Source organism: Roseateles sp. DB2, from assembly GCF_051857535.1.
In the GTDB taxonomy this organism is placed as follows: Bacteria; Pseudomonadota; Gammaproteobacteria; order Burkholderiales; family Burkholderiaceae_C; genus Roseateles_B.
In genome coordinates this window covers 282,571-295,029 of the sequence record NZ_JBPZGY010000003.1, presented here as the reverse complement: position 1 = coordinate 295,029, position 12,459 = coordinate 282,571, and the positions used below count along the sequence as shown (strand labels likewise).

The window sequence follows — 12,459 nt, the reverse complement described above, 5'->3', positions numbered from 1 at the left end:
GCGAGCGGGGATCAGCTCCGCTCAGGAAGTGGGCTGGACGTGCCGTCCTCGCCCGCCCCGGCGAGGCGCTTGCGCAGGGCGGAGGCCTGTGCGCCGTCGGTCGGTGCAGAGGGAACGAGGGGAGGGATGTCCAGATTGGCCGTGAGGGTGAGATTGGCCGAGCCAATTTCCCGCGCGGCCTCTGGGCCGTGGCTGACGGCCGCCTCCTTGCGCGCCGTCTCTGGCTTCAGGGCCTCCATCACCTCGCGCAAGCCCAGACCCAGCACCCGGGCGTAGCGCCGCGTGGCCAACTCCAGCGCCTGCTTGCGGCGGCCTTCGGGCTGCACCATGGCATCGACCAGTTCGTTGGCGAAACTGCAGGTGAGCCGGATGATGTCGGTGTCATGGCCGGCATGGCGCACCGGCGCGTCAGGCGAGGCCCGGTGCATCATGTGCTGCACGTCCTCGTCCAGGCCCCAGTACCGCGCCACGGCGCTGCCCAGCGCGTCCAGGTCGCAGCCCAGCACGGCATAGGCCGCGGCTTGCTCTCCCATGCCCGTGGGGTGCGGCCTGTCTTCCGTGGGCTCGGGTGGCAGCATCAGCTGGCGGATCTGCTGCGCGTCGTCCGGGAAGTGGTACTGAAGCAGCAAGCGCCCCAGGTTCTGCAGCAGGCAGACCAGGTAGATCACCTCGGGGTCGTAGCCCGCCGGACGCAGGTTCTGCGCGATGAGGCCCGCGCGGTGCACCCGCCTCATCAGGCTGCGCATCACCGTGGCCTGCAGTTCCGACAGCGGGCCCGGCCAGGGCTTGAGCGAGCGCACTGCCGCCTGCAGGCCGTTCAATCCGATCATGGCCACGGCACGCTGCATATTGAGCATGGTGCCGCTGTTGGAGGCACCGCTCTGCTTCAGCGCATTGTTGACGCGGCGCAGCAGTTCGAGGGCCAGGGCCATGTCGTCCAGCACCAGGCTGGACAGGGCCGCCGCATGCTGCCCTTCGAGACCGGCAGCGCCCAGGATGCGCGACAGGCGGGTCGAACTCGCGGGCAGGTGGCCAAAACGCTGCAGCTTGTCCATCAGCAGGGCGATGGGCCCGCCCTCGTCATGAGCAGCCGCCGTGCGCCAGCCTTCAAGGGCGCGCAAGAAGGTGCGGGCCTGGTGGTAGCGCTGACTGGCCTGGCGGTCGGTCGAACGGTTGGCGATGGCGCGCAGGGCCTCGGGAATCGGGTGAGGTGTTTCCCAACCCAGGCGGATCAGCTCACGCCCCTGGGGCTGCATGAGGTCCAGGACCATGCGCAGGTCGGTCTGATCCAGGACCGGCTTGCCGCTCAGCAGGCGATGCAGCAGCAGGCCCACGCACAGCACGTCCTGCTCGGCAGCCTCGCGAACCGCGCTGCGGCTTTGCGTGTTGAAGTCCTGTGCCGGGCCAGCCGGGTCCTGCGCCACCTCCAGGCCCAACAGGCGAATCTGGTCCGTGGCGTTGATCAGCACATGGGCCAGCTGAAGGTCGCGGTGCACATGGCCGGCCTCGTGGGCATAGGCCAGGCCCTCCAGCAGCTGGCAGACCCAGGCGGCCACGTCCAGCGGCAGCGGCGTGGGCTGGCGGCGCAGGCGCTCCTCCAAGGTTTCGCCCAAGGCCCGGTCATAGGCCAGGTAGGGCCACAGTTCCACCTCGCCCTGCTCGACGACATGGGCCAGGTTGGGATGGCTGATGCGGGCGCCAGCGTCAGCCATGCGCTTCCACTGCACCAGGGCTTGCGCACTGGCGGGCTTTTCCCGGGGCATGGCCAGCAGCAGGTCCTGGCCGTTGCGGGGGTCGAACACCAGCCACAGCAGGCTGCGCGGCGTCTTGCTGAGCAGGGCACGCAACTCGAAGCGGCCGAAACGTCGCAAGGGTGCAGCCGGTGCAGCAGTGGCGGTGGAGGCGGGCGTAGAAGACACGGACTGACTCTGGACCTAGGTAATGTGGCCGGGACCCGAGCGGCCCGACCCCCAACTTGCTCTATTTGAGCGCGAAGCGCCAGCCGGGCATAGCCTGAACTGGTGCCGCCATGACAGCTTTTTCAGCTTCTCGGCCCTGGCGTGGCGAATTCACGCCCTCGGCTCAGGGACTGCTTCCTGGCTCAGTGGCTCAGCTGCGTCCAGACCTTCTCCAGGCGCTTGACGCTGACCGGCTGGGGCGTGCGAAGTTCCTGCGCGAAAAGGCTGACGCGCAACTCTTCCAGCTGCCAGCGGAAATCATCCATGCGCGCATCTGCAGCCCCCTTGAGCTCGCTCAGCCGGCGCTGCCAGCGCTGCTCCAGCGGTCGGTACTCGGCCATCCACTTCGCGTCCCGGGCGGCATCGGCCCTCAGCTTGTCCAGCCGCAGGGTGATGCCCTTCAGGTAGCGCGGGTAGTGCTGCAGCTGGGTCCAGGGAGTCTGCAGCACAAAGCGCTTGCCGCACAGGCGCTGAAGCTGGGCCTGGATGTCCTCGGCCACCTCCTTGGGGGCCCTGCTGTCCTTGAGCTTGCGCAATGCCGCCTGGTACTCGATCAGCACCGTGCCGCTCAGACGTGCCACCTCCTGAGCGATGAGGTTGAGCCGTGTGCGGCCCTCCTCGATGCGGGCCTTGAAGCTGAACTCGTCCGTGGGCAGAGGGTCGCCCAGGAAGGCGCGGTCCAGGGCCACGTCGATGATCTGGTCGCGCAGTTCCTCGGCCGTGCCCAGGCTCATGAAGGCCACGGCCATCTTCTGGAGATCCGGGATGTTCTTCTCCAGGTACTTCAGCGGCTCGCGGATCTGCAGGGCGACGAGGCGGCGCAGACCGGCGCGGTGCCGCGCGGCCGCCACCTCGGGCTCGTCGAAGACCTCGATCTCCACCTGCGCACCCTTGTCGATCAGGGCCGGGAAGCCGATCAGCGTCTGCCCGCCCTTCTGGATCTCCATCAGCTCGGGCAGTTCGCCGAAGGTCCAGGCGGTGTAGGCCTGGGCCGCCTGCTGCGGCTTGGGCGCGGGCATGCGGACCTCGGCACGCAGTGCCCTGCCGCCACCCGCGGTGCTGATGGGTGCGGGCGGGGGCGCAGCTTCAGGCGTGGCCTGCCCCTGCAGCTTCAAGGCCGCCAGGGCTTGGAACGCGGAACGAGCCTGCGCGCCGAGTTCGGCCTTCAGGCCGGCCAGGTTGCGCCCCTGCCCCAGCTGGCGGCCGTGCTCGTCCACCACGCGGAAGTTCATGAAGAGGTGCGGCGGCACCTGCTCCAGCTTGAAGTCGTTGCGCTGCACGGCGATCTGGCTGCGCTCGCGCACCGCCTTCACCAGCACCTCCATGAGGCTGCCCTGGGCGAAGGGATTGAGTTCCACGAACTCGGCCACGAAGTCCGGCAGCGGGGTGAGCCGAGCGCGGGGCTTCTGGTAGAGACTCTTGAGCAGAGCCAGGACCTTGGCCTCCAGCATGCCCGGCACCAGCCACTCGCACTGGTCCTCGTTGACCTGGTTGAGCGCGAAGATGGGCACGGTGACGGTCACGCCGTCGCGCGCATCGCCGGGCTGGTGCAGGTACTCGGTCTTGCAGTCCACGCCGCCCAGACGAAGCATCTTGGGGAAGGCATTGCTGGTGATGCCGGCGGCCTCGTGACGCATCAGCTCGTCGCGGCTCAGGTGCAGCAGGCGCGGATTGCCCCGGCTCGCCTCGCGATACCACTTCTCGAAGCTCGCGCCTGAGCACACCTCGGCCGGCAGCTGCTGGTCGTAGTAGGCGTAGATCAGGCCCTCGTCCACCAACACGTCCTGACGGCGCGACTTGTGCTCCAGCTCCTCGACCTTGGCGATCTGCTTCTGGTTGTGGCTCAGGAAGGGCAGCCGGGTGTCCCACTCGCCGTTGACCAGAGCCTCGCGGATGAAGATGTCGCGCGCAGCCACAGGATCCACCCGGCCGAAGTTCACGCGGCGGTTGTTGTAGATGACGATGCCATAGAGCGTGGCCCGCTCCAGCGCCACCACCTCGGCCGCCTTCTTCTCCCAGTGCGGCTCCAGCAGCTGGGTCTTGAGCAGGTGGCCGGCCATGGGCGCGATCCAGTTGAGGTCGATGTTGGCGAGCCCGCGACCATAGAGGCGCGTGGTGTCCACCAGCTCGGCGGCCACGATCCAGCGCCCCGGCTTCTTGGACAGATGCGCGCCGGGATGTCGCCAGAACTTGATGCCGCGCGCGCCGAGGTACCACTCGTCCTCGTCACTCTTGCAACCGATATTGCCCAGGAAGCCCGCCAGCATGGACAGATGGACCTGGTCGTAGGTGGCCGGGCTGCCATTGAGGCGCCAGCCGTGCTCGGCCACCACGGTGTGCAGCTGCGAGTGGATGTCCCGCCATTCACGCACGCGGCGTGGGCTGACGAAGTTGTCACGCAGCAGCTGCTCGTAGCGGCGGTTGGAGAGCTTGTGCTCGCCCTGCCCTCCGCGCGACTCCTCGATCCATTTCCAGAGCTTGAGATAGCCCATGAACTCCGACTTCTCGTCGTCGAACTTCTTGTGCTTCTCGTCCGCCTGCTGTTGTTGCTCCATGGGGCGGTCGCGCACATCCTGGCCGCTGAGGGCGCTGGCGATGATGAGCACCTCGGAGAGCGCATCGCGGCGCCTGGCCTCCAGGATCATGCGGCCCACGCGCGGGTCCAGCGGCAGCTTCGAGAGCTCCTTGCCGATGTCGGTCAGCTCGTTGCGTTCGTCCACTGCGCCCAGCTCGGCGAGGAGTTGGTAGCCGTCGGCGATGGCCTTGCGGGGTGGCGGCTCGATGAAGGGGAAGTCCTCCACCGTGCCCAAGTGCAGGGCCTTCATGCGCAGGATCACGCCGGCCAGGGAGGAGCGCAGGATTTCCGGGTCGGTGAAGCGCGGCCGGCCGAGAAAGTCCTTCTCGTCGTAGAGCCGGATGCAGATGCCGTTGGCCACGCGGCCGCAGCGGCCGGCGCGCTGGTTGGCCGCTGCCTGGCTGACGGGCTCGATCTGTAGCTGCTCGACCTTGTTGCGGTAGCTGTAGCGCTTGACGCGGGCCGTGCCGGCGTCGATCACGTAGCGGATGCCCGGCACCGTCAGCGAGGTCTCGGCCACATTGGTGGCCAGCACGATGCGCGGCGCACCGCCGGTCTCGAAGACGCGGTCCTGCTCCGGCTGCGACAGCCGTGCGAAAAGGGGCAGCACCTCCACGCCGGGCGGGTGGTGCTTGCGCAGGGCCTCGGCGGCCTCGCGGATCTCGCGCTCGCCGGGCAGGAACACGAGCACATCGCCCGAGCCTTCGCGCCACAGCTCGTCCACGCCGTCGCAGATGGCGTTGTTGAGGTCGTACTCGCGGCTCTCCTCGAAGGGCCGGTAGCGCTGCTCGACGGGGAAGGTGCGGCCCGAGACCATCACCACCGGCGCCGGCCCCTTGGCCGAGGCAAAGTGCGCGGCAAAGCGCTCGGCATCGATGGTGGCCGAGGTCACGACCACCTTCAGCTCGGGCCGCCGGGCCAGGATCTCGCGCAGATAGCCCAGCAGGAAATCGATGTTGAGGCTGCGCTCGTGGGCCTCGTCGATGATGAGGGTGTCGTAGGCCTTGAGCAGCGGGTCGGTCTGGGTCTCGGCCAGCAGGATGCCGTCCGTCATCAGCTTGACGCTGGCGCCGGGCTGCAGGCGGTCCTGGAAACGGACCTTGTAGCCCACCACCTCGCCCAGCGGCGTTTTCAGCTCCTCGGCAATGCGCTTGGCCACGCTGGAGGCTGCGATGCGCCGCGGTTGCGTGTGGCCGATCAGCCCGCCGCCGTTGGCCCGGCCGCGCCCCAGGGCCAGGGCGATCTTGGGCAGTTGCGTGGTCTTGCCCGAGCCCGTTTCGCCGCAGACGATGATCACCTGGTGCTCGCTCATCAGCCGGGCGATTTCCTCGCGCCGCGCCGAGACCGGCAGGCTCTCGGGGAAGGTGATGGGTGGCAGCGGGTTGGCCGGCGTCTCGCGCTGCGGGCGCCGCTCCCGCGGCTTGTCCGGTTGGGCGCTGCGCGTCTCCGGCCTGGCGACCGGGGTGGCGCTGTCACCCGACGCCCCCCCACGGGCGCCACGATCACCCGAAGGCCGCGGACCGCCCCCTCGCGGCCGATGTCCGCCAGCCTCTGTGCCCGCCGCCCGTGAAGGCCTGCGCTGCGGATGAGCAGGCCCTGGCTCCGCAGGCGGCGTCTGCGCTGGATGGCTGGGGCGTGCAGGCGCGGCGGCAGGCGTCGGCGGCTCGACGGGAGGGCGTGACGCGGCCTCGGCAAAGGCCGCGGCGAGCGCGGAGGGGGGAGTCTTCTTGGAATTCACGGCGCGCGGATTATCCGTGCCCCGCGCCGGGCCGCCAGAAAGACAGGCCTCCGCTCGTCAGCCCTCACGGGGAAAGTAGCTGATCACGCTGATGGCAGCGCCCTGCGGGTCCTGGATGCAGGCCATGCGCCCGACCGTCGGCACGTCCATGGCCGGCATCAGCACCTTGCCGCCCAGGGCCTCGCAGCGTCGGACGGCGTCGTCCACATCGGCTACCGTCACGTAGCAGCTCCAGGCCGGTGGCATGGCGGGAGCGCCCTCGGGGCAACTGGCCATGCCACCCACAGCCACCTCGCCCACTTTGGCCACGTAGTACTTGCCCATGGGCATGTCCATGGCCTCGATGCTCCAGCCGAAGAGGCTGCCGTAGAACTCAGCCGCCCGTGCGGGGTCCTGGGTCATCAGTTCCGACCAGCTGAAGGCACCGGGGGTATTGAAAACGTCCATGATCAATCTCCTGCCAGGGATGAAGTCTGGGGAGGGCCATCCTCCTGCCATGCGTGACCGTGCGCAAGTGCCTGCCGGCAGGGTCGCCGGCCCGCGAACTGCCGGCGCCTGCGGCACAATCGCGCCCCATGAGTCTGGTATTCCCCCACACCTTCGTGCCCTGGTTCCGCGCCGTGGCGCCCTATATCCACGCCTATCGCGGTGAAACCTTCGTGATCGGCATGACGGGGGAGCTGGTGGCAGCAGGCAAGCTCAATGCCTTCGTGCAGGATCTGTCCATCATGCACGCCATGGGCATCAACATCGTGCTGGTGCACGGCTTCCGCCCCCAGGTGAACGAGCAACTGGCTGCCAAGGGCCAGTCCTCGCGCTACAGCCACGGCATGCGGGTGACAGACGCCATCGCCCTGGACTGCGCCCAGGAGGCCGCCGGCCAACTTCGTTTCGAGATCGAGGCGGCATTTTCTCAAGGCCTGCCCAATACCCCCATGGCCAATGCCGCCGTTCGGGTGGTGTCGGGCAATTTCCTGACGGCGCGGCCAGTGGGTATCGTCGACGGCGTAGATTTCCAACACAGCGGCCTGGTCCGGAAGGTGGACGCCACCGCCATCCAGCGAGCCCTGGATACCGGCGCCGTGGTGCTGCTGTCGCCATTCGGTTTCTCCCCGACAGGCGAAGCCTTCAATCTCAGCATGGAAGATGTGGCGACCAGCACCGCCATTGCCCTGCAGGCGGACAAACTGTTGTTCGTGTGTGAAGTGGCCGGCGTGCCGGAAAATCCCAATGACCCCGAAAGCGCCATCGATACCGAGCTGGCCCTGGCCGATGCTGTTCGCATGCTGGCCGGCAAACCCGCGCCCACGGATCCGCTGGACGTGAATTTCTACCTCCAGCATTGCGTCAAGGCCTGCCAAGCCGGCGTGGAACGATCCCACATACTGCCGCTTTCTGTGGACGGCGCCCTGCTGCAAGAGGTTTACACCCATGACGGCATCGGCACCATGGTGGTGGACGAGAAACTCGAAAGCCTGCGCGAGGCCACGTCCGACGACATCGGCGGCATCATTGCGCTGATCGAGCCCTTCGAGCGTGACGGCACCCTGGTCAAGCGCGACCGTACGGAAATCGAGCGGGATATCGAGCTCTATTCCGTGATCGAGCACGATGGCGTGATATTCGGCTGTGCGGCCCTCTATCCCTATGTGGAAGCCAAGACCGCCGAAATGGCAGCCCTGACCGTCTCGCCTGCCGTACAAGGCCAGGGCGACGGGGATCGCATCCTCAAGCGAGTGGAACAGCGCGCCAAAGCCATGGGCCTCAGCAGCATCTTCGTGCTGACCACCCGCACCATGCACTGGTTCATCAAGCGAGGCTTCGCACAGGTCGATCCCGACTGGCTGCCGGAGGAGCGCAAACGCAAATACAACTGGGATCGCCGCTCCCAGGTTCTGGTCAAGAAGCTCTGAGGCGCACCGCGCCCAGCGCGCCTGCGACCCTGGTTTCCCCAGGTTTTCTGCCACACGCTACAGTGCGGCATCGCATTCAACCCCACCGATTTCGAAGAGGAATACCATGGCCCGCACCGTGCAATGCACCTATCTGAACAAGGAAGGCGAAGGCCTGGACTTTGCGCCCTACCCTGGCGAACTGGGCAAGCGCATCTACGAGAACGTCAGCAAGGAAGCCTGGCAGCTCTGGATGAAGCACCAGACCATGCTGGTCAACGAAAACCGCCTCAATCTGGCCGACCAGCGTGCCCGCCAATATCTGGCCCGCCAGATGGAACAATTCTTCTTCGGCGGCGGCGCAGAACAGCCCGCCGGATACGTGCCGCCCTCGGCCTGAGTCGGGATACTCCCGCACCCACGCTGCACTGCAGGCCAGGTACCCCTGGCCTTTTTTTCGCCTTCTTGGCTCCCTGATGGCCGTAGAAATAGGGGGCCGCAGATTCCCCGTGAATGCAGTCGCCTCGTTGCAAAAAAATCAAATCGGGCCGGAACATATTCGTCGGCACACGCAAACGGGAATATTTATCTACAATCCGCGGCAGAGACAATTGGTTCTCGGTACCGCGCGAGGGTTGAAAAATGGCTTCACTGAAGGAATTGCTGGCTCAACGAGCCGCGCTGGATCAGCAAATCGCTGAAACCAAGGACAAGGAGCGTAGCGAGGCCATCGCCAAGGTTCGCTCGCTGATGGCCGACTACGGCCTGACCGTGGCGGATCTCGGCACGCGTCCGCCCAAGGCCGTGAAGGCGGCCAGCAAGGTGGCTGCCAAGTACCGCAACCAGGCCACCGGGGAAAGCTGGAGTGGTCGGGGCCTGCAGCCCAAGTGGCTGAAGGCAGCCATCGCTGCCGGCGCCAAGCTGGAAGATTTCCACGTCTGAATGCCTGGCTGACCGCACTGCACGCAGGCGGGAGACAGTTCATCTGAAAGCGGCTACGGCCGCTTTTTTCATTCCGGACGTCAGCCAGGCGCAGGAACAAGCCATCCGCTGCACTCCCAGCAAGGCGCTCCCCTGCGTCTGCCTGCCATCGGTGCAATCCCGCCCCTTGCCTGAGTGCCCGGCAGCTAGACCGGGGCATAGACCCTGCTGCTAGCATGGCCTGCTCCCCCCCATGCGCCCGCAGTGGGGCGCTTCATACTTCCGAGTCAGCCTCGCTTGACTGTCCGCAACGCCAGGCCGGCGCGCCACGCCAGCAGTCCCATCACACAAAGCCTTGCCGTCGCGGCGGGGGTCTGGGTGCTGCTTTATCTGCTGATCCGGCTTTCGCAGCGCTTCCATTTGCCCGTCGACCATGCCTGGCCCCATGCCGGCCTGGTCAGTCTGTTCCTGATCGGCCTGCTGCGCGGACGCTGGATCACGCTGCCGATGATGGGGCTCAGCGGGCTCGCGGTGCTCCAACTGCATGCCAACACTGCCATGGCAGCCCTCAGCCAGATCGGCAATGCCCTGCTGGCCGCAGCAGCAGCCCATGCCTTTCTCCGCAGGCAAAACTTCAAGCAATCACTGGACGAGAGCCGGGACCATGAGCTGAGCCTCGTGGCTTGCCTGGGCATCGCTGCGCCCCTGGCCGGCCTGCTGCCCTGGATGCCCGGCATGGAAGGGTTCGAGCAGCTCTGGACTGCCTGGAAGAGCGACCCCGGTGACGCCAGCCTGGCCCTGCTGTTTCGCTGGGCGGCAAGCAGCACGGCCATGACGCTGACCCTGCCTTTGGTATTGAGCCTCTACCCGCGCCCGGGCAGCCCACGTGAGCCAGCCTCCACCGGCGCCATTGCGGCCGCCCTGGCCCTGACTCTGTGCCTGGCTTCCAGCTGGCTGCTGCACTGGCCGCCCTTGCCTGCCCTGTGGCTGGTACTGCTGACCTTGCTGGCCTGGCAGGCCCCGCCCTGGATCAGCAGCCTCGCCGCCCTGGCCGTGGCGACCAGCCTCGGACTCCACCACGAGGCCGGAGGACGGCCTGATGGGGCGGTGCATGGCGAAGAAGCCGCGCTGGAAATGGCCTGCGAGCTGCTGGCCGCAGCCATGCTGCCCATGATCGTGCAGCTGATGCGGGCGCGGCAGCGTCAGCAACTGCAGCAATGGCAATCGCTGTTTGACGCCAGCGGGCTGGGGCTCATGGTCTGGCGCGCCAGCGAACAGCTGCCCCGTCTCAGCTTGCGCTGGCAGGCCCTGAGCGGCAGCCGGGGAGGCAAAGACCTTGAACAGTGGCTGGAGCATGCCCATCCGCTGGACCGGCCTCGTCTGGCCCAGGCTCAGGAGTGTTTGCTGCAAAGTGAGGCGGGCGATGCCCGCAGCGCCAGCCTGGAGCTCCGCGTGCGGCCTGCCGGCGACTGGCGCTGGCTGCATTGGCAGGCGCAGGTCATGGAACGAGACACCTACGGCCACCCCTCCCTGCTGGTGGCCAGCCTGCGCGACATCACCAGCCTCAAGGTTGCCCGCGAGCGCGAGCAGCTCAGCGCCCACCTGTTCCAGACCGTGCACGAGGGCATTCTGATGAGCGACCCGCAGCACCGCATCGTGGACATGAATCCCAGCAGCTGCGCCATCCTGGGCCACGACCGCGAGTCCTTGATCGGCACGCCCTGCCAGTTGGTGGATCCGGAGGTGCTGCAGCACAACGGCATCCAGCCGGACACACTGACCGATGCCTTGTCCCAGGAAGGACGCTGGGAGGGCCCGCTGCGCCTGCGCAATGCCCTGGGGCAGACCAAGGTGCTGCAGGTGCGCCTGAACCTGCTCCATGACGACGACGGCCTGCTGCGCTACCACGTCTTCGCCCTGCAGGACCGCACGCAGGAAGAGTGGCAGCAGAGCCTGCTGCTGCGCCAGAACCAGTTTGATGCCCTGACCGGCCTGCCCAACCAGACCAGCTTCGTCGCCCAGCTGGGCCAGGCGCTGGAGCTGGCACGCCGCGAGGGATTCATGCTGTGCGTCTGTAATCTGGACCTGGACCACTTCAGCGCCCTCAACGAGCGTCAGGGCCGCACGGCGGGCGATCAGACCCTGGTCGAGATGGCCCGCCGCCTGCGCAGCAGCCTGCGCCGCACAGAGCGATGGACCGACCAGATGGCGCGCATCGGCGGCGATGGTTTCGGCCTGGTGCTGCGCTGCCGAAGTGAAGAGGAGGCGAAGCTGGCGCTGGGCCGCCTGCTGGACGTGGTGCGCGCACCGCTCTACGACATCGCCCCTGGCAGCCCCCTGCACCTCACGGCCAGCCTGGGTGCAACGCTGTTTCCACAGGACGCTTCGGACACCGAGACCCTGATGCGACACGCTGCCCATGCCCTGTATCGGGTCAAGCGCTCCGGCCGGGACGGCTTCGAGCTCTTCGACACCGACAAGCGCCAGCGCAGCGAGGCCAAGGTACTGGCCCTCGGCCGCATGCAAGAAGCGCTGGACCTGGGCGAGCTGCAGCTGCACTTCCAGCCCAAGGTGGACCTGCGCCGTGGCAAGGTCCTCGGCATGGAAGCGCTGCTGCGCTGGCACGACCCCGAGCGCGGCCTGCTGCTGCCGGGCCATTTCCTGCCCCTGGTCGAGCATACCGGGCTGGGCGTACGCATTGGGGACTGGGTCATCGAGCAGGCCTTGAAGCAGGCCGAGCAATGGGCTGCCGACGGCCGCCCGCTGCGAGTGGCGGTCAACGTCACGGCGCGGCACCTGCAGTCGCCGGACTTCGCGCAGCGCCTGGACGAGCTGCTCGCACGCCACCGCCCCGGCCTGGCCCGTCTGCTGATGCTGGAGGTGCTGGAGTCTGCGGCGCTGGCCGACGTGGCAGCAACCCAGCGCCTGATCCAGCACTGCCGCGGCCTGGGCGTGCAGTTCGCGCTGGATGACTTTGGCACCGGCTACTCCAACCTCAGCTACCTCAAGCAGCTGCCTGTGGACCTGCTGAAGATCGATCGTTCCTTCGTCCAGCAGATGCTCAGCGATGCCCACGACCGGGCCCTCGTCGAGGGGGTGATCGGCCTGGCGCGCACCTTCGGCTGTGACGTGATTGCGGAAGGCGTGGAGTCATCCGCCCATGCCCAGGCCTTGCTGGCCCTGGGCTGTGAGCAGGGCCAGGGCCATGGCATCGCCAGTGCAATGCCGGCGGAGCTGGTGCCCCTCTGGGTGCAGGCCTTCGAACGCTCGCCGGACTACGACGGCCGCATCGGCGTGCCAACACCCCTGGGCGAGTTCGCCGGAGCCAGCCAGGGCTAGGGCCGGGCGGTACACCCCTGCTTTCCGATAGACTGC

Annotated in this window: 7 protein-coding genes; 4 read left to right on the top strand and 3 right to left on the bottom strand. The window is 67.4% G+C overall.

Going from position 1 to position 12,459, the window contains the following annotated elements:
* Positions 1–11: 11 nt before the first annotated feature.
* The 3 genes from ACS5PK_RS06335 to ACS5PK_RS06325 form a co-directional block, all read right to left on the bottom strand.
* On the bottom strand, positions 12–1,919 hold the full coding sequence (locus ACS5PK_RS06335) for a serine/threonine protein kinase (RefSeq protein WP_439439389.1): 1,908 nt from the start codon (positions 1,917–1,919) through the stop codon (positions 12–14).
* A 182-nt stretch (positions 1,920–2,101) separates the two neighbouring features.
* Positions 2,102–5,911 (bottom strand): ATP-dependent RNA helicase HrpA, encoded by a 3,810-nt coding sequence (gene hrpA, locus ACS5PK_RS06330; RefSeq protein WP_439439596.1) that lies wholly within the window; start codon positions 5,909–5,911, stop codon positions 2,102–2,104.
* 417 nt (positions 5,912–6,328) lie between these two features.
* A complete protein-coding gene (locus tag ACS5PK_RS06325) occupies positions 6,329–6,718 on the bottom strand; it encodes a VOC family protein (protein WP_439439388.1) in 390 nt (129 codons plus the stop codon).
* A 128-nt stretch (positions 6,719–6,846) separates the two neighbouring features.
* On the opposite strand from ACS5PK_RS06325, the gene argA reads away from it, so the two are divergent.
* From argA to ACS5PK_RS06305, 4 genes are all read left to right on the top strand, one after another.
* Positions 6,847–8,184 carry an amino-acid N-acetyltransferase gene (gene argA / locus ACS5PK_RS06320; RefSeq protein ID WP_439439387.1) on the top strand — a complete coding sequence of 446 codons (1,338 nt, stop codon included), beginning with the start codon at positions 6,847–6,849 and terminating at the stop codon, positions 8,182–8,184.
* A gap of 106 nt (positions 8,185–8,290) precedes the next feature.
* A complete protein-coding gene (locus ACS5PK_RS06315) occupies positions 8,291–8,563 on the top strand; it encodes an oxidative damage protection protein (protein ID WP_183102724.1) in 273 nt (90 codons plus the stop codon).
* A 242-nt stretch (positions 8,564–8,805) separates the two neighbouring features.
* A complete protein-coding gene (locus ACS5PK_RS06310) occupies positions 8,806–9,105 on the top strand; it encodes an H-NS histone family protein (protein ID WP_439439386.1) in 300 nt (99 codons plus the stop codon).
* A 276-nt stretch (positions 9,106–9,381) separates the two neighbouring features.
* The gene (locus ACS5PK_RS06305; protein ID WP_439439385.1) at positions 9,382–12,423 is read left to right on the top strand and encodes a putative bifunctional diguanylate cyclase/phosphodiesterase; all 3,042 of its coding nucleotides are present in this window, start codon (positions 9,382–9,384) and stop codon (positions 12,421–12,423) included.
* Positions 12,424–12,459 lie beyond the last annotated feature (36 nt).

Coding starts and splice junctions, on each gene's coding strand:
- ACS5PK_RS06325 (WP_439439388.1), bottom strand. CDS start 6,718: ATGGACGTTTTCAATACCCCCGGTGCCTTCAGCTGGTCGGAACTGATG.
- argA (WP_439439387.1), top strand. CDS start 6,847: ATGAGTCTGGTATTCCCCCACACCTTCGTGCCCTGGTTCCGCGCCGTG.
- ACS5PK_RS06315 (WP_183102724.1), top strand. CDS start 8,291: ATGGCCCGCACCGTGCAATGCACCTATCTGAACAAGGAAGGCGAAGGC.
- ACS5PK_RS06310 (WP_439439386.1), top strand. CDS start 8,806: ATGGCTTCACTGAAGGAATTGCTGGCTCAACGAGCCGCGCTGGATCAG.